This window comes from Duganella sp. CF458, assembly GCF_900113115.1.
Classification (GTDB): domain Bacteria; phylum Pseudomonadota; class Gammaproteobacteria; order Burkholderiales; family Burkholderiaceae_D; genus Rugamonas.
Window position 1 is genome coordinate 135413 of the sequence record NZ_FOOF01000010.1, and the last position, 18820, is coordinate 154232.

Below are 18820 nucleotides of genomic sequence, written 5' to 3' on the forward strand. Positions count from 1 at the left end.
ATCTCCAGTTTGACGGATGTAGCCAGCCATAAAAACACCGAACCGCATCAATCTGGAGAGAATTTTGACCATCCGTAGCCGTAAGCACACGCTGGCCGCCCAGCCGCTGCTGAACCAATCCCTGCTCGCCATGGCCGCCATCGGCCTGCCACTGTCTGTCCAGGCGCAAGCCCAGGAAAAGACCATGACCGAGGTCAAGGTCGAAGCAGCCGCCGAATCGTACAAGGCCGACCGCGCTTCCTCGCCGAAGCTGACCGCCCCACTACTCGATACCCCGCAGACCATCACCGTCATCAAGAAGGAACTGCTGCAGGAACAGGGCGCCACCTCCGTCATGGAAGCGTTGCAGAACACCCCGGGCATCACCCTGCAACTGGGCGAAAACGGCAACACCAGCGCTGGCGACACCTTCCAGATGCGCGGCTTCTCGGCCCAGTCCTCGGTCTTCATCGACGGCATCCGCGACCTGGGCGCCGTGACCCGCGACGCGTTCAACCTGGAGCAAGTGGAAGTGGTGAAGGGCCCGGCGGGCGCCGACATCGGCCGCGGCGCAGCTGCCGGCTATATCAACCTGGTCACCAAGCTGCCGACCCGCGAAAATGCCACCGGCGGTTCGCTGGCCTACACCCAGGGCGGCGTCAAGCGCCTGACGGCCGACGTGCAGCGTGCCTTTGGCAGCAGCGGCGCCTTCCGCCTGAATGCACTGGCTTCGGATGGTTCCATCAAAGGCAGCCGCGCGCTGGACCGCGAAAGCCGCGGCATCGCCCCGTCCGTCGCCTGGGGCCTGGGCACGCCTACCCGCCTGTACCTGTTCTCGCAGCATATTCGCCAGGACAACGTGCCGGACGGCGCCATCCCTAGCGTGGGCGAGAAGGGCTTCTACAACGCGACTTACGCGCACTTGGCCAACGCCCCGCGCGTCGACCGCAACAACTGGTACGGCCTGAACGGCGACTACGAAAAAGTCGACGCCGACATGGTGACCGCCAAGATCGAACACGAGCTGGCGCCGAAAACCACCTTGACCAACACCACCCGCTACGGCAAGTCGAAGATGGACCGCATCCTGACCGGTGTGAATGCCGTTACCGCTGCCAACGCCAGCAATCCAGCCAGCTGGACCGTTGCCCGCACGCGCCAAAGCGTGTTGCAGGAAAATACCATCCTGGCCAACACCACCAACATCGTGTCCGAGTTCGAGGCCTTCGGCCTGCAGCACACCATCTCGACCGGCCTGGAACTGCTGAACGAAGAACAGTTCACCCCAACCCGTACCGGCCTCGGTACCGTAGCGGCGGCCAACCTGTACCACCCGAACCCGAACGATGCGCTGACCGGCTTCAACCCGGTGCGCAACGGCGCCTTCACCAAAGGCCAGACCACCACGATCGGCGCATACCTGTTCGACACCATCAAGCTGAACGAGCAATGGCAGGTGAACGGCGGCCTGCGCTACGAGCGTTACGACACAGAAACCAATAGTGCAACCGTGACCGCGCCAAGCACGGTGCCAGTCGGCAGCCATGTCGAGAAGTCCGGCAACCTGACCAGCTTCAAGACCGGCGTGGTGTACAAGCCGACCGCCGACGGCAGCATTTACCTGGCATACGCCAATTCCAAGACCCCGCCGGGCAGCGCCAACCACTCGCTGGCAGCGCAGACCGCGAACAACGCCAACAATCCATCGCTCAAGCCGCAGAAAACCACCAATGTGGAATTCGGCACCAAGTGGGACGTGATCCAGAAGCAGCTGGCCCTGACCGCCGCCCTGTACCGCACCACCAACAAGGATGAAATCCCGCAGCTGATCGATGCCGTGACCAATACCTGGTCGCAGTTGGGCGAACGCCAGGTGCAAGGCGTGGAACTGGGTGCGGTGGGCCAGATCACCAAGGCCTGGAGCGTGACTGCCGGCGTGGCGACGATGGACACCGAGATCAAGGAAGGCACCACCGGCAACAACGCCGCCGGTGCCGCCACCCGCTGGTCGCCGAAAGTGACTGCTACCCTGTGGACCAACTACAAGCTGAACGACAAGTTCAGCTTCGGCGGCGGCGCGCGCTACATCGGTACGCAGAAGCGCCTGGTTGATCCGGCCGGCAATGCAGCGACCACCAACATGCCGTCGATGCCTTCCTACACCGTGGTCGATGCCATGGCGGCCTACCAGCTGTCGAAGAACGTAGCACTGCAACTGAACGTCTACAACCTGTTCGACAAATACTACCTGAGCACGCTGAACAACGGCGGCTCCCGCCTGGTACTGGGCGCACCGCGCTACGCCAAGGTGACCGCAAACTTCCAGTTCTAAGCTGGACTGAAGCTCAATAAAAATGGCGGGCTGCATAGCCCGCCTTTTTTTGCTCCGACGTGCAACTACCGGTGCCGGGAACTACTTGGACTGCAGAGCGTTTCGAACGCAGGGTTCAGCTTGCCGCTCGAAATTGGTCCACTCGGCAGCTTCCTCGGTGTCGCCATTGGACTGGTACAACGCCAACTGTTTCGCCGAAAATTCGTGGAACTCCCTGATTTTCCCGCTTACCAATAGGGTTAGGGCATATTTTTCTGGATAGCCGCCCAATTGTCCGACGCTTCGGAAGAGCGCCTGCTCCAATACAGTCAAGTCCGCAAGGCGCCGCATATAGACTTCGCCATCGCCCTCGATATACGAGATCATCCTGCGAATTTCCGCATTCATCTCCGAGGGCTCCGTTATGACGATTTGTCGTTCCTCAGGCAAGATGGTCCCGAGGGGGACGCTATACGTCGCCAAACGTCCGATCTGATATTTCCGTCCCCTTATCTCGTCAAGACAACGCATGACAGGGGTACAGTGAATCCCGATATTGGGATTCACTCGCACAAACTCACTGTGCTTGGACACGTTAAACCCAACCCATCCATGTGTCATTTCGTCGATGCGCATGAACGCTACGGAGCCGGCAGTCTTATAGCCGGCTTTCTTGAGTTCGTTGGCACAACACTGTTCCACTTCTTTGACGCTGATTTCTGCAAGCATATATCGCCCTTACCTACTGTACCGATCAACCTTGAACGACTCAATCTTCACTTTTTCGCCGGGAGTCAAGCCGGCAGCTTCCGCCTTCTTGCCTACCGGCGTTACCGCTCGCCCGGCTTTAATATCGGCTTTCAATTGCGCTTGACCAGGACTGAGCGCCGCATTGCCCGCTTTACTTTCCACGATACCAAGCTTGTCATCGATTTTTGTCAGAAAATCAGGCTTGGCACGTTGGCCCGTGCTCGTGATGAAAGTGACCTGCTCGCCGATGATATTGTCGCCCAGTTTCCCGCGGGTCGCGGCTTCGCCGGCTTTCCCCGCAACCTTGTTCGCGGCCAAAATATCCTTGGCCTTGTCGATCCCTTTTGCAGCTTGCGCCCCGTACTCCAAGGCTCGGTGCGCCTTCATCGCCTGACCAACGCCAGGAACCGGACTGAGAACGCCAACGCTGCTCATGGCCACATCCGCCACTGCGGCCCCGACGCCCACGCCAGTATACATCGCCATACCAAGCTTGCCTAAGTCCCAGGCAAGGAACACCACGTCGACCGGGCTGTGGCCGTCGGGGTCGACGAACTTATACGGATTGTTATTGGCATATGCGTAGCGGTTAATGCTATGCACATTCTCGGGATCGGGAGACTTCGGATCGATACCCGTGAAGCGACCGAGCAGAGGATCGTAGTAACGCGCGCCCATATACGACAAACCGGTGTTGTCGTCGAATGGTTTGCCATGGAAGCCAATCTTGTTGGTGGCCGAGGCTGCTTGGCGATGGACCTTGTCGCCGTATGGCTGATAGGTCTCCTTCCATAACAAGTTGCCGCTTGCATCGGTAGCGGCCATCGGGCTGCCGGATACATCGTTGTGATAATAGGTGACAACGTCGGTGGCCTGCGCCACCGTACTCATGGTTTCCGTCACGGACTTGCTGCCGCCAGCACCAGTCGCAGTCCAGGTGCAGGTAGATGGATAGCCAACCCAGGCAGTACTTGCCGTTTCATTGACCGAGCCACTGACAGCACGGTTCACGGTGCCGGCATAGCCGGTGCCCGACGCAGTGCAGCTCATCGAAACGGCCGTTGCGTTCGTGCTGCTCCAGCTGAGCGTATAGGCCTTGCCTGCCACCATTGGGCTAGGGTTCCGGCTGACGCTGATGGTAGGCGCACTGGCCGGCTGCGCCACAGTGGTGACGGTTTCGACCACCGACTTGCTACCACCGGCACCGGTGGCGGTCCAGGTACAGGTAGATGGATAGCCAACCCATGCCGCGCTGGCGGTTTCAGTGACCGAGCCATTGACGGGACGGTTGACCGTGGCCGTATAACCCGTTCCCGCAGCCGTGCATTGCATCGACAACGAGGTCGCGTTCGTGCTGTTCCAGCTTAAGGTATAGGACTGCCCAGCCGTCAGTTGGCTAGGGTTGCGGCTGACCGTCAAGGTGGGAGCGCCAGCTGCCTGCGTCACGGTTACGACAACATTGGTCGACGTGGCCCCGAACCAGGTGACGAATTCGCGCACCATGCGCCACTGGAAATTGTAGGTCCCAGCGGTGGCCGGCGCTTTGACAGGCACGTTGAAAATATAGGAGTCGCCCGGTGGCACGTTGGAGCCGACAATTACCCGGCTCAGTCCCCAAGTACTGCTGTCTTGCGGGTTTTGGCTGCCCAACAGGTAATCGGTTCCGGCAAGCCAAGTGGTGTTGCCGGTATTTTTCATTACCACCTTGGCCGAATAGGTCTGCCCGGTGGTCAGGGAACTTGGCATCAGCTGGGAGACAAACGCCGCATCGTTGCGCGGGGTGACCGGCACCACAGAGACCGCAACGTTGGGCGCAGTGGCACCGAACCATTCGACACCTTCGCGCAGCATGCGCCACTGGAAGTTGTAAGTTCCAACGGACGCCGGTGCCTTGACCGTGAAGTTGAACGTATGCTGCTGCCCGGGCGCCACAGCAACCGTCGGCGCCACCCGCCCAAAGCCCCATTGCGCGTTGTCCTGAGGATTTTGGGAGCCGAGGTTATAACCTGCGGCGGCGGTCCAGGAACTCGTGCCGTTGTTCTGCATGGTGACCGATACCGCGTAACTCTGTCCCGCCTCCATGACCGTCGGAACCGCTTGCGCGAGATACTGCGCATTATTGGTCTGAGCGGAGGCCTGGGCCAGCAAACCCCAGCCGAACAGCATTATCAACAACGCGTGCAGCCAGCCACGAAGGCGCGCCGCTTGGAAGAAAATTGAAGCCATCTGTTTCATTGGAATCCTATCGAGCGACTGTTATTGTTGCGACGCACGCTGTGCGACACGCTTGCCACCAAGGTAGAAATACTCGACCAGCGAGTTCGATTTCGATGGTGTGAACTCAATGAGTTGAAGTCCGTTGGTACCGTACATTTCGTAGGACTTGGCTCCGCCTTTGAAGACCGACGAACGGTTATTTCCGGCGTCGTAGGTGTACTCCACCTTCAGGCTGGCATTGGTGCAGTTCACGCAGCGCAGGTTCGGCACGCCGTCATAGGTGTAGGCATTGCCGGAACCTGTGGCCACGTTGCCATTGGCATCGTAGGTGTACGAGGTGGCGCGGCCACCCGAGATACTGGATAGGCGGTTGCTCGCATAGTTGTAATACAGACTCCAGGCGCCCAGGACCTGACTCTTGATGTTGCCCGCACCGTCATAGGCGATCGTGCCGTTGCCCCATGGTCCGTTGGCGCCGCTCAATCGGTTCAAATCGTCATAGCTCAAGGTGCGGCTGAAGCTGCTATCGACGGTGTCGCTGATGGCGGTCAGATTGCCCACGCCATCGTACCCATAGCTGCTGTTGACGTAGGTGCTGGCGCCGTTCTTGGCGGTCGTGAACTGGCTCGGCCACAGGCGCTCGTTCTGCCCGTAGGTGGAGCTGGTGCCATTGGCATAGCTGATTTGTCGCACCTGGCCGGACGGCCAATAGCTAACACTATTCACGTAGCCGCTGACGGTGGTGGGCCGCCCCAGCGCATCCGGTGCGAAACTGACGACGCGGTTTGAGCGTGGGTAGGTAATACTGCTCAACTGGTCGTTCGCATTGTAACCGTAGCCTGCCGTGAAACTGTGGCCATCGATGGCCAAGGTCTCACTCGTCAGGTTGCCATTGGCGTCGTACGTGTAGCTGCGGTTGCCCCCGCTCGAGGTGCTGGTCAACAATTTGTTCAGCTTGTTGTACGTGTTGGTGACCGATGGCGTCGACCCGGGATACGTCGCGTTGATCAAACGGTTTTGGCCATCATAGGTGAAGGTGCTTGCCTCCGCCGCGCCTACTTTGCGCGAAGTCATGTTCCCTGCGGCGTCACGGCCAAATGTCGTTGTCCCCGTCTCGGGGTCCGTCATGCTGGTCAGGAAATTATTGGCGTTGTAACCATAACCGCGCGTCACGCCACCTTGGCTCAACGAAGTGAGCATATCGCCTTCGTTACGCTCGATGGTGATGTTGGCGGCCGCATCATGAGCGGCAACGCTCATCAGATGTAGTTCCTTCGGGTCGCCATAGGAACGATAGGTATACAACGTTGTCTTGCCACGCTCGTCGGTGACGGCTTTACTTGCCGCGCCATATGCGACCGATTGCACGCTGCCATCGCTATTCAGCACCCGGACGGTCCGCCCCAGAATGTCGTAATCGAAACTCGTGCCGGTACTGGATCCAGGGTTCGATTCAAAGGTCTTGAGGCCCCTGTGATCATGGTTCATGCTTGTCGCGATACCACCAAGCGTGATGGAAGAGGGGCGACCGAAACCGTCGTACTGCGTCGCCTCGACCAGTCCACCTCGGGTCGCCGTCTTGCTGCTTGGCGTGTAACTGATACGCTTCGGATCTCCCTGCGGGTATGTAATCGAGGCGATCCGGTTGAGGGCGTCGTATGTAAAGCTGGTCGTCTTACCCTCGCCATTCGTCTCAGAGGAGACGTTGCCATTGTCGTCGACCACGCGTGCGATGGTTACGCCTTCTGGTTGAGACTCATTCTGGGCAATACCGCGCTTGTAGTTGGAATAGTGATGGACCAGGTTTCGTGGCAGCGTCTTGCTCGCCACGTTCCCTTGGCTGTCATACGTAAAGGACGTGACAACACCATCGTCCGTATGCGTCAGGACGTTACCCCTCGCATCGTAGGTATAGTTGATGATGTTGCGCGGCCCCGCGATCGTCTTTGGCAAGCCGATCAGCCACTTGCTCGTATCGTGATGGTAGTGCAAGGTGGTAGTTCGGCTACTTCCATTTGGGCCACTTTCCGTTGTCGAATTCGGCATCCCGAAAGAGTCGAAATTGAAGTACGTCTGCACATGCGTAGCGCCGTCTTGCACAATCGTTCGCTTTGCCAGCACCGGCATCCGCGTTTCGTGCGGATCCGCTACCAATACCTGCGACGTATATACAGAAGGCCAGAAGCTACTTAACTGAACTGAACTCCACTCGTTCGTCTCGCTGTATGCGTTGCCGATCGTCTTCTCAACCAGGAGTCCAGCTTTCCACGCGCCACGATTCGTGAAGCTCCAATCAGTGTTGGCGTACTGTTGCTGCCAATCGTTGCCAGCGAAATACCATGGACCGATATGCTTATACGTCTCGATGCCATCCGGCGTGGTCACCGTCGTCTTATCGAGTTGTCCGATATCCTTTGCCGGCTCGTAGCTGTAGGTCCACTCCTCGCCAGACGATAGGCTGCGCCGCTTGATTCTGGCACTTTGTCCTTTATGAGCGCCCCAGTAATCCGAAGAGTTCATCATCTCATTGAGGATGACGTAGTCGTAATAGTATTCCCAAAGCCATGGGGAATTTTCGACTACCGGCGAATACTCATACTCGTAGCTTACCGTTCCACCAGTCGGAAACTTCATCGACTTCATCAGGGTCGCACCGGGGTCCACAAAATCCCGGCGCCAGTAGTCATATTCCCATTTGGACCCGTCAGGCAGCACCACCTCTTTTAAATCAAAGACGTAGGTGTCGTAGTTGGTATGTTGATTGCCTGCGGTCGGGGAAGTCGGTTCTTCGCTTGGTTGAATGACGTATTGCCAAGTCCTGCCGCCGTTGTCTTTTATCTCCCGCAGATGTCGTGCCCCTCCAGGTCCCTGGGCATATGCATTGCCACTAGGAGTGGAATAGGCAAAATCAAGGAAGTGGCTTCCATCTCCGGCAACGACTTTGCTTGGGAAATACGTATCTGCATACTCGATCCTGGCGAAGTTGTTGTTCTTATCGATTATTTTGGTAGTCTGGGCCAGGCGAGCTAACGAACCCCAGGAATAATCCCCGCCGTCAGAGGAGGGAATCCATGGGCTGACCTGCCCTAGTTCATACTTGGTTCCGTTGGGACCGTTCAGCACATACATTTGGTTTTGGCAGGTCAACTTCCATCCGCTGGCGCTGCGCGCTTCGCCTTGCGCCGTGGGGACGAGTGGTTCGAGCTGCCCATCAATATGCTCGATGGTGTAGCTCGTTACGCTGTACTTGTAATCGGGAGGAGGAGGAGCGTAAAAAGGGCCGTATGGACTGCCATTTACGGCCTGCCCGTCAGGACGCCAATTGACACGCAGGCCATAGCGAAACCAGTCGCTGCCGGTGCAAAGCTTTTCTTCGACCCGCTCGCCACCATACGGAATGTTGGAAGACATATTGACCTTCGGGGCCACCGAAAACGACCATCCGCCCGCCATGCCCATTTCGGCATAAGGATGAGGCTTAGACCCCATGAGCCCGTACGCCACGTGATCGACCAAGCCCCTGAACGACATCACCGGGCTATAGTTGCGCATCACTACCAGATCCAGACCGCCGTTACCTCGCAGGCGTACATCTTCGACGCTCATTTTGAGCGAGCCCGAGAAAGTATCGATTCGATCCAGGCCTAAGGCATTCCGATGGAGCTCTGGACGGAACTCATCCTTCGTAACGGAATATGATTGGCCCGTGCTGGTGGTGAAAGCAAACGCATTGCCGGCGATTAGGCACAATACGGCTAATGACAGCTGGGTTCGCTTGAACCTGCCGCTTTTCAAAGATGACATTCGAGTGACCTCATGAATGGTTGGGAATCCCAATTCGAGGTCGGCGGCTGAAGCTACTCAATAATTGGCGGTATGACGATTGCGTGATGAATGCCGAGGCAAGAAGCGCTGAGGCGGGCAACCTTGCAATAATTGTAACTGCTTCTCATTTCGAAAAGCAACTAACTTATTAGAAATGACATACGGTAGCGAGCAGGAAGAATGGCGCGCGCAAAAAAATACCACGGGCGAACCCGTGGTATTTTTTTGCGCACTTGGCGCAGGTCTTTCAAACGCCGGAACTTGCATCCGGCCCTGGCGCACCGCCTTCGGTGCCCAAACCGCTACCGCCCTGCCGCGAACCGCTTTCCGTAGCGCTTTGCCGGTTGCCCGGCAAAGGTCGGTCGGCGCGGCGGATCTGGCCTTCCGGAACCGCAGTGTTCGCGATCTCCGGATGCTCTGTATCGACCAGCACAAAGTTTTGCTGGTTCTCCGTATCCTTACTGGGTTTGTCAGGCCTTCCCATGCGGGCCTCCTTGCTTCATTGAGACTTAGTACTTGTCACCACCTTGCTTGTTGCCCTGGTAGTCTTGCTGGTAGTCCTTGCCAAACTCTGGCTGGTCCTGGCTGGGTTGCTGCTCGGTACGGCTGGCATTGCCGCGCGAACCGCTCTGGCGGTTGCCATCGTTCTTGTGGCTCATGCTGCCGGCACGGCGCGCTTCCTCGGAAGTGAATTCGTGCGCAGTGCCCTTCTGGTGGGCAGCGCGTCCGCCTTCGGAAGCTATTTCCCGCTGGCGCTGTGGGTCCATGGAGGCAAAGCCACGTGCACTTTGCTTGCTGCCGGCGGGACTATCCTGCCGGTTGCCGCGTTTGTCGCCTGGATTATTCGAAGCCATGATTCGTCCCCCTGCTCGGTTCGGTGGAAAAGACCCCCGCCCCCTTTAGCGTAGGCGCGGGAGAACTCATGTTAGTGCAAGCACTGTACAGGTAATATAGGACGTTCAGCGCGACAAATGTAGGATATTGCCTACCTTTTTTCAATCAGGAAAACTGATTCGTCCGCCACCACGTAGACCTTGTCGCTGGCTTGTGGAACTAAAGAGTGCCCGCCAGTAAAGGCTCCAAAAGCCGGCAGGATGGCACGGGTAGTCCCGAGCAGAAAGCAAGGCAGGCGCAGCGACTCACGCGCAGTGCGGAGGTGAAACACGGGATGGACGTGGCCGGCGATCACATAGCCTTGGCAAGCCACGTCCGGATGGTGGCACAAGGCGAAAGGGCCGCAGGCAAAGGGCTCGTCGGCCATCGCCACGTGCAATAGCTCCGACGGGTCGCCGGCATGCCGGTCATGGTTGCCGCGTACCAGCACCAGCTCTAGCCCAGGATGCCGGCTGCGCCAGTCCAGCATGGCTTGCAACGTGGCCGGCGCCTGCGCCGCTTTCGCATGCAGGAAGTCGCCGAGGAACACGATGCGCTGCGTGTCACGGGTCGATAACAACATTTCGAGCGCAGCAAGGTTTTCGCTGGTGGTCCCGCGTGGCACCGGCACGCCCAGCGCACGGAAGCTGGCGGCTTTGCCGAAGTGGATGTCGGCCACCATCAGGGTCTTGGCCGCCGGCCAGTACAAGGCCTTTTGCGGTAAAAGCAGCACGCGCTCGCCCGCCAGTTCTGTGGCGATCGCGCTCACGGCCCTGCCGCTTTCTCAAGCTCGTGCAACATGCGGGCGACCCTGTCCGACAGCCTTTCGGTCGTCAGCTTTTCGCGGAAACGTTCGACCATCAGCGCGAAGCCGAACGGCGTGGCGCGGCGCACTTCGTGAAAGCTGGCCTGCCGCCGCTGCAAGTCGTTCAGCGTGCTGCGCAAACGCCCCAGTTCAAGCTCCTGCTCCAGCACCTCGCGCTGGGCTTGCGTCAACAGCAGGTTGCCGGCATCGTGCTTGCGGAAGACTTCAAAAAACAATGAAGAAGATGCCTGCAGCTGGCGATTGCTTTTCGGCTGACCCGGATAGCCCTGGAAGATCAGGCCCGCGATGCGCGCGATCTCGCGAAAACGGCGTTGCGACAGTTCGCCGGCATTCAGGCTGGCCAACACGTCGTCCAGCAAATGCGCGGTGCTGAAAGCCCCGCCATCGCCCAGGGCTTCGCGCCAGGGCATCGCCTCCGGCGCCAGCAATTCGAAACCGTAGTCGTTGACGGCAATCGAAAACGTAGTGGGCCGCGCGCGCGCAATCCGGTAGGCCAGCAGCGACGCCAGTCCAATGTGCACCGCACGCCCGGCAAAAGGGTAGACGAACAAATGGTGCCCTTCCCTGCTTTCCATCGCTTCGATCACGGTGGTATCCGGCGTTGGCAGCGCAGACCAGCGCTGCTGAATTTCGAGCAGCGGCCGGATGGCCTGCATTTCCGGGCCGCCGTAGCTTCCTTCGGTGGCGCGCCGCAACTGCTCCAACGCGTCCTGCGCCAGCTCGGACGACAGCGGCATCTTGCCGCCCTGCCAGCGCGGCACCGCTCCCTTGGCGCCAGTGGCACGGCGCACAAAGGCTGTCATTTCATGCATGCGTACGAATTCGAGGATGCGGCCGCCGAACAGGAAGTGGTCGCCCTTGGCCAGCCGTGCGACAAAGCCTTCTTCCACGCTGCCAAGGGCTGCGCCGTTCATGTACTTCACCTGCACCGTCGCTTCCGAAACGATGGTGCCGATGCCCATGCGGTGGCGGCGCGCGATGGCGGCATCCGGCACGCGATAGACGCCTTGCTCGTCCGGCAGCACACGGCGGTACTCCGGATAGGCCGACAGGCTTTGCCCGCCGCGCGCGACGAAGTCCAGTGCCCACTGCCACTCTTCCTTGCTGAGCGCCCGGTACGACCAGGCCGTACGCACTTCGGCCAGCAGTTCCTCGCTGCGAAAGCCGCCGCCCAGCGCCATCGTGACCAGGTGCTGCACCAGCACGTCGAGCGGTTTTTCCGGCGGCAGCCGCGGTTCGATATGGCGTTCGCGCACGCCCTCGATGGCGCCAGCCGCTTCCAGCAGTTCCAGGCTATGGGTCGGCACCAGCGTGATGCGCGAGGTGCGACCGGGAGCGTGTCCCGAGCGGCCGGCACGTTGCAGCAGGCGCGCGATGCCTTTGGCGCTGCCGATCTGCAGCACCCGTTCGACCGGCAGGAAGTCGACGCCCAAGTCCAGGCTCGATGTGCACACCACCGCCTTCAGCTTGCCCTGCTTAATGCCTTGCTCGACCCATTCGCGCACCTCCTTGTCGAGCGAGCCATGGTGCAAGGCGATCAGGCCGGCCCATTCCGGCCGCGCGCCAAGCAGGTTCTGGTACCACAGTTCGGCCTGGGAGCGCGTGTTGCAGAACACCAGGGTGCTGGCGTGCTGCGCTATCTCGTTCGCCACCGGTTCCAGCATCTGGATGCCGAGGTGGCCGGCCCAGGGAAAGCGGGATGGGTGCGCGGGAATCAAGGTGTCGACCTGCAGCGCCTTGCGCAGCTGGCCTTCGACGATGATTCCCTGCGGCGCCAGCACATCGCGCGCCTGCTGCAGGTTGCCGAGCGTGGCGGACAAGCCCCACACGACCAGGCCCGGCTGCCAATTGCGCAGCCGGGCCAGCGCGAGCTGGGTTTGCACGCCACGCTTATTGCCCATCAGCTCATGCCATTCGTCGACCACCAGCATGTCCAGTTGCGCGAACAGCTCCTTCGCTTCCGGGCGGCTTAGCAGGACCGTGAGGCTTTCCGGCGTGGTCACCAGCGCATGCGGCAGGATGCGTGCCTGCCGGGCCCGCGTTGCGCTGTCGGTGTCGCCGGTGCGTGCTTCGATTTGCCACGCGGGCAGCAGCTCGGCTGCGGAGTACTGCAAGGCGCGCAAGGTGTCGGCGGCCAGTGCCCGCATCGGTGTGATCCAGAGCACGCGCACGCCCGGTTTGCGGCTGGCCGTCGCGCGCTGCAACGTGGCGAGCCAGACAGCCAGCGTCTTGCCGGAGCCGGTGGTTGCGTGCAGCAGGCCGGACTCGCCGCGCCCGGCGGCATCCCAGACTTCGCGCTGAAAAGGGAAGATCGACCAGCCGCGTGCTGCGAACCAGGCTGCCACCGCTTCACGCGAAGGCCCTGCGGCCGAGCCGGCGGCAGGCGCCCGCACCGGAACCGGCTCCGGTGCCGGCGCAGGTACCGTTGCAGGCGGCCGGCGCGGCGGCAGCGGTCGTGGGCGGGGGAAGGCAGGACTCATGGCGGCGCCTGTGCCAGCAAGCCGCGCAATGTATCAAGCGTGTCGGCATCTTCCACCGCCTTGTCGTCGCGGCGCCGCAGGATGCGCGGAAAGCGCACGGCGATGCCGGACTTGTGGCGCGGCGACAGCGCTATGCCTTCAAAGCCGATCTCGAACACCATGGTCGGCTTCACGCTGCGCACCGGACCGAAACGCTCGACGGTGGTACGGCGCACCGCGTTATCCACCTGCGCGATTTCCGCATCCGTCAAGCCGGAATAGGCCTTGGCAAACGGCACCAGCTTGCGCTCGCCATCCGCGTCGTCCCACACTGCAAAGGTGTAGTCGGTGTACTGCGACGCCCGCCGTCCATGTCCTGCCTGCGCGTAGACCAGCACCGCATCGACGCTGAAGGGATCGATTTTCCACTTCCACCAAGTGCCGACGTCCTTGGTGCGCCCGACGCCGTATTGCGCCCCGCGCGCCTTGAGCATCATGCCCTCGACGCCGCGCGCGCGCGACTCTGTGCGGAACTGCGCCAGCTGGGCCCAGTCGCCCGCCAACACCAGCGGCGACAGGCGCAATTGCGGTTGCCCCGCCTGCGCCACCAACTGTTCCAGCAAGGCACGCCGTTCATGCTGCGGCAATTGGCGCAGATCGACGCCATCGAGCTCCAGCAAGTCATACGCGACCAGTACCGCCGGCAGCTCGGCCAGCAATTTCGCACTCAGCAGCTTGCGGCCAATGCGCTTTTGCAGGGCCGCGAACGGTGCGGGGGTGTCGCCTTGTGGCCAGACCAGGATCTCGCCATCGATCACCGTTCCCTCCGGCAGGCGGATGGCGGCCAGTTCGGGAAATCGTTCGGTAATCAGATCCTCGCCGCGCGACCACAGGAAACTCAGTCCGCCCCGCGCGACCAGCTGCGCACGCATGCCATCGTATTTCCACTCGACCTGCCATTCGGCCAAATCGCCCAAGCTGGCGGGATCGGCCTGCAAGGCATGCGCCAGGAAGAATGGATATGGTTGCCCGCCGCGCTCCGCATGCTCGGTTGCCGACGGCGCCGCAATCAATTGCAGGAAGCCTTGCGCCGTTGGCTGGACCCTGCCATCCGTCCAGCCCATCAGCCGCTGCGCAACGAGCTTGCTGTCCACCGCTGCAATTGCGCTGAGTGCGCGCGTGACCAGCAGGCGCGATACGCCAACGCGAAAACCGCCGCCAATCAGCTTCACCAGCAGGAAGCGTTCGCGCGTCTCCAATTCGTCCCAATAGCGCAACAAGGCCGCCCGCACCGCGTCGGGTTCGACACCACGCAAGGGGGCGATGCGCTGTTCGATCCACTCCGCCAAGCCAACGTCGCTCTGCTGCTTCGGCGCCGGCAGGATGTGGGCTATGGTTTCGGCCAGGTCGCCGACCGCGTTGTAGCATTCGTCGAACAGCCATTCATCCAGTGCCGCGTATTCCGTCGCGTACTGGCGCAGCAGCTTGACCGGCACGGCTTGCCGCGGCTTGCCCCCGGCGAGGAAATACACGGCCCATGCCGCATTTTCCGGCGCGGCCTTGCTGAAATAGGCTTGCAGCGCATCCAGCTTGCGCTTGGTGGACGTGGTTTCGTCCAGTTCGGCGTACAGCCGGGCAAACTCACGCATCGGCCACCTCCCCAGCCTCCCCAGCTTCCTCATCGCCATATTCCGTGTCGAAGCCCCTGGCGTCGTAGCCGTTCTGGCACAGCCAGCGCACCATGACGGGAATCGAGCCGTGCGTCACGATCACGCGCTGGGCCCCGGTCGCGCAAATGGCTTGCATCAGGCCGGGCCAGTCGGCATGGTCGGACAGGACGAAGCCACGGTCCACGGCGCGCCGCCGGCGCGCCCCGCGCAACTGCATCCAGCCGCTGGCAAAGGCGTCGCTGAACTCGCCGAAGCGGCGTATCCATGGCGAACCTGCAGCCGACGGCGGCGCCAGTACCAGCGCCTGGCGCAACGCCGCCTTGTCGACCTCGCCCACCATCACGGTCGGCGGCAACGCAACGCCGGCCTCGCGGTAGATCCGGTTCAGCGGCTCCACCGCGCCGTGGCAGACGATGGGGCCGAGCGACGCATCGAGCCCGCTCAGGATTCGTTGCGCTTTGCCGAAGGCGTAGCACAGCATGACGCTGCAACGCCCCTGCTGCGCATTGCGCCGCCACCAGGCATTCATGTCGTCGAAAATGCTTTGCTGCGCCTGCCAGCGGTAGATCGGCAAGCCGAACGTGGACTCGGTAATAAAGCAATGGCAGCGCACAGGCTCGAATGGCGTGCAGGTTGCATCGGGCTCCACCTTGTAATCGCCGGAAGCCACCCACACCTCGCCCTGGTATTCCATGCGCACCTGCGCCGAGCCCAGGACATGCCCGGCGGGGTGCAGTGAAATGCGCACGCCATGGTGTTCCAGCGTCTCGCCGTATGCCAGGCCCTGCAGATTGATGTCGCCCAGGCGGGTGCGCAGGATGCCCATGCCTGGCGTGGCGCAAAGGTAGTGCGCGTGGCCCGGCCGTGCATGGTCTGCGTGGCCGTGCGTGATCACGGCGCGGTCCACCGGCCGCCAGGGATCGATGTAAAAGCCGCCTGGGACGCAGTACAGCCCCTCCTTGCGCACGACTACCATGTCCGCCATCGTCACTCTCCTGCATTGATTGTCGGCGGCGACCTGCAGTTGTCGCAAGTACCGCAGCGTTCGATGCCGGCGGACCGGTCGCCGAAGTAGTCGAGCAGGAGCTTCCAGCGGCAATACCCGCTCTGGGCATACGACACCATGTGCGCCAATGCCTCGCGGTCATGCTCCTGCTTTTCGCGATAGCGTTCCGCCAGGCGTTCGAGGTCGATCGGACGTGGCGCATCGCCGGCCAGGCGGTATTGCAGCTTACGGTCCTGCTTCAGCCAACCGCCCTCCTTCAACAGCTTGAGCGCGACCTGGCTGCGATTGTCGCGTGGCCGCTCGCCGCCGGCCGCCGCATCATAGGCGGCGCGCAGCAAGGCCGCGTCGGGATAGCTGCGCGCCAGGAAGAACTGCTGCACGCGCTTATCCTGGTGGAAGTACAACAGTGTGCAATCCGCTGCATCGCTGTCGCGCCCCGCCCGTCCCGCCTCCTGGTAGTAGGCTTCCAGGCTGGCCGGCACCTGCAAATGGATCACGAAGCGGATATCGGGCTTGTCGATGCCCATGCCGAAGGCATTGGTCGCCACCATGACGCGACGCGCGCCGGCCATGAACATCTCCTGGTTCTGGTGGCGCTCGCCGGCGTGAAGTTTGCCATGGTAGAGCGCCACGCTTTCGCCGGCCTCTTCGAGCGCCGCCAGCATGTCCTGCGCGGCCTTGACGGTCGCCGTGTAGACGATGCCGCTGCCGCTTGCTTCCCGCACCAGCCGCAGCGCTTCAGCCGCCCGCTCATCGGCATTGGTCACCTGGCGCACGGCCAGGTGCAGGTTGTGACGGTAGATGCCGGTGTTCACCACCCGCATCGTCGGCGCGCCGAGCTGGCGGCGGATATCGTCCACCACTTCATCGGTGGCGGTGGCAGTCAACGCCAATACCGGTGGTCGGCCCAGCGCATCGAGCGCCGCGCCGATATCGAGGTATGCCGGACGGAAGTCGTGTCCCCAGCGCGAGATGCAATGGGCTTCGTCCACCACCACCAGCCCGATGTCAGCCTTGTGCAGCAAGGACATGAACTCCGGCGTGGCCAGCCGCTCCGGCGTGCAGAACACGATGCGGCCTTGATTATTTCGCAAGCCTTGCAGCGCCTCATGCTGCTGTTCGGCCGGCACTTTGCTGTTGAGCTGCGCTGCGTCGATACCAATATCGTCGAGCTTCTCGGCCTGGTCCTTCATCAGCGAGATCAGGGGCGACACCACCACCGTGCTGCCCTTCAGGATCGAGGCCGGAATCTGGTAGCACAGCGACTTGCCGCTGCCGGTTGGCATGATGGCAAGCGTGTCGTGTCCCGCCAGCACGCTGTCGATCACTTGTTGCTGGCCCGCGCGCAGGCGCTCGACGCCGAACACGTCGCGCAGCAGCCGATGGATTTGAGGATGAGTAGCCATGGCCGCAAGTTAGCGCGATTGCTGGTAACATGTCGGCGTCCTAAGTAACATACCGAGCGGCAAAATGTCTTTCTGTCTCAGCGAAACCACCTACAGCACCGATACTCCCGAAGCCAAGCGCGCCATGTATGAAGACTTGCGCTTGCAACTGGGCGGACTGGTGCACGGCGAACATGATTGGATCGCCAACACGGCCAATGCCAGCGCGCTGGTCTTCAACAGCATGCCGGGCCTGAACTGGGCCGGCTTTTATTTCATGCAAGGCCCGGATGAACTGGTGCTCGGCCCCTTCCAGGGTAAGCCGGCCTGCATCCGCATCAAGAAGGGCCGCGGCGTCTGCGGCAGCACGGTTGAAAAGCGCGCGACCAGCGTGGTGGAAGACGTGCATGCCTTCCCTGGCCACATCGCTTGCGATGCAGCCTCGCGCTCGGAACTGGTGGTGCCGGTCTTCGATAAGGATGGCGCAGTCATCGGCGTGTTCGACCTCGACAGCCCACTGCCCGGCCGCTTCGATGCGGTCGACGCCGAAGGCATCGAATCGCTGGTCCGCATCCTCGAACAATCCCGCCGCTGATCTCTGGCCTCTACCGGGCACGCAAAGCGACGCCGAGCTTCACGGCGATACTGATAAGGATACCGAGCGTTCCTATTGTTTCCAGCAATGCGCTAAGCATGATTGCCTCCAAGATAAGTCTTCCAGAAAAACACCAGCGTGATGCAAAACGTCGCGACTAGTGTGATGGCGCGGATCGCGTTGGGCGGTACGCGGCGGCCAACCCTGGCGCCACCGTAGCCGCCCAGCACGGCGCCAGCCAGCATGGCCAGCGTTACCGGCCAGTGCACCGCATCAGCCGCCACAAATGCCAGCACCGCCACCGCATTGGCCGCACTGACCAGCAAAGTGCGCGGCGCATTCAGGTCCTTCAGGTCGCGCTTATCGATCAAGCCCCACATCGCCATCATCATGATCCCGACCGCACCGCCGAAGTAGCCGCCGTATACGCCCAGTGCGAACTGCACCAGCAGCACGGCAGGCGCACGCACCTGCCAGCGCGCACGCAAGGCCTGGCCCAGGCGCCGTCCGAAGGCGAGCGCGATCGATGCCACCAGCAGCAACCATGGCAGCACGAAGGCAAACGCCGCCGAGGACGTCCGCAGCAAGAGCAAGGCGCCCGCCAGGCCGCCGCACAAGGTGACCAACAGCAAAGCACGCAACGCTAGCCCGCCCACCGGCCGCAAGCCGTCGCGGTAAGCCCAGGCACTTGCCAGGCCGCCCGGAAACAGCGCCACCGTACTGGAAGCATTCGCCTGAACCGGTGGCACGCCGACCGCAATCATCGCCGGCAGGCTCACGAAGGAACCGCCGCCCGCCAGCGCATTCATCGTGCCGGCCAGTATCCCCGCAGAGAAAGTCAGAATCATCGAGTCCATGCCAGCGATGTTAGTCGGCAAGCGGTTGCCCCGCAATCTGGCAATTCCGGTGCTACACTTCGGAAAT

The 18820-nt window shown here is 61.5% G+C and carries 13 protein-coding genes; 2 read left to right on the forward strand and 11 right to left on the reverse strand.

Annotated features, from left to right (window positions below):
- Positions 1-64: 64 nt before the first annotated feature.
- Positions 65-2311, forward strand: a complete 2247-nt coding sequence (locus BM269_RS16760) for a catecholate siderophore receptor Fiu (protein ID WP_229204683.1) — start codon at positions 65-67, stop codon at positions 2309-2311.
- Positions 2312-2392: 81 nt separating this feature from the next.
- On the opposite strand, the gene BM269_RS16765 is transcribed toward BM269_RS16760, so the two are convergent.
- The 10 genes from BM269_RS16765 to BM269_RS16815 form a co-directional block, all read right to left on the reverse strand.
- Complete coding sequence (locus BM269_RS16765; RefSeq protein ID WP_090439095.1) at positions 2393-3019, reverse strand: hypothetical protein; 627 nt, start codon at positions 3017-3019, stop codon at positions 2393-2395.
- 9 nt (positions 3020-3028) lie between these two features.
- Complete coding sequence (locus BM269_RS16770; RefSeq protein WP_090439098.1) at positions 3029-5275, reverse strand: RHS repeat-associated core domain-containing protein; 2247 nt, start codon at positions 5273-5275, stop codon at positions 3029-3031.
- Between the two features lie 21 nt (positions 5276-5296).
- A complete protein-coding gene (locus BM269_RS29675) occupies positions 5297-9061 on the reverse strand; it encodes an RHS repeat domain-containing protein (RefSeq protein WP_211482710.1) in 3765 nt (1254 codons plus the stop codon).
- Between the two features lie 268 nt (positions 9062-9329).
- Positions 9330-9566 (reverse strand): hypothetical protein, encoded by a 237-nt coding sequence (locus tag BM269_RS16785; protein WP_090439103.1) that lies wholly within the window; start codon positions 9564-9566, stop codon positions 9330-9332.
- 25 nt (positions 9567-9591) lie between these two features.
- A complete protein-coding gene (locus tag BM269_RS16790) occupies positions 9592-9936 on the reverse strand; it encodes a KGG domain-containing protein (protein ID WP_090439106.1) in 345 nt (114 codons plus the stop codon).
- 131 nt (positions 9937-10067) lie between these two features.
- Positions 10068-10724: a ligase-associated DNA damage response endonuclease PdeM gene (gene pdeM, locus BM269_RS16795; protein ID WP_090439108.1), complete on the reverse strand. Its 657-nt coding sequence runs from the start codon at positions 10722-10724 to the stop codon at positions 10068-10070.
- On the reverse strand, positions 10721-13261 hold the full coding sequence (locus tag BM269_RS16800; protein WP_090439111.1) for a ligase-associated DNA damage response DEXH box helicase: 2541 nt from the start codon (positions 13259-13261) through the stop codon (positions 10721-10723). Before BM269_RS16800 ends, pdeM begins: the two co-directional genes overlap by 4 nt.
- The gene (locus BM269_RS16805) at positions 13258-14889 is read right to left on the reverse strand and encodes an ATP-dependent DNA ligase (protein ID WP_090439114.1); all 1632 of its coding nucleotides are present in this window, start codon (positions 14887-14889) and stop codon (positions 13258-13260) included. The genes BM269_RS16800 and BM269_RS16805 overlap by 4 nt, the downstream gene beginning before the upstream one ends.
- Complete coding sequence (locus tag BM269_RS16810; RefSeq protein ID WP_090439117.1) at positions 14882-15895, reverse strand: ligase-associated DNA damage response exonuclease; 1014 nt, start codon at positions 15893-15895, stop codon at positions 14882-14884. Before BM269_RS16810 ends, BM269_RS16805 begins: the two co-directional genes overlap by 8 nt.
- Before the next feature lie 2 nt (positions 15896-15897).
- A complete protein-coding gene (locus BM269_RS16815; RefSeq protein WP_090439120.1) occupies positions 15898-17322 on the reverse strand; it encodes a RecQ family ATP-dependent DNA helicase in 1425 nt (474 codons plus the stop codon).
- Between the two features lie 64 nt (positions 17323-17386).
- Here BM269_RS16815 and BM269_RS16820 point away from each other — a divergent pair, with 64 nt between their 5' ends.
- Positions 17387-17896: a GAF domain-containing protein gene (locus tag BM269_RS16820; protein ID WP_090439123.1), complete on the forward strand. Its 510-nt coding sequence runs from the start codon at positions 17387-17389 to the stop codon at positions 17894-17896.
- Between the two features lie 92 nt (positions 17897-17988).
- Here BM269_RS16820 and BM269_RS16825 read toward each other — a convergent pair whose 3' ends face one another.
- Positions 17989-18753 (reverse strand): sulfite exporter TauE/SafE family protein, encoded by a 765-nt coding sequence (locus BM269_RS16825; RefSeq protein WP_090439126.1) that lies wholly within the window; start codon positions 18751-18753, stop codon positions 17989-17991.
- Positions 18754-18820: the final 67 nt, after the last annotated feature.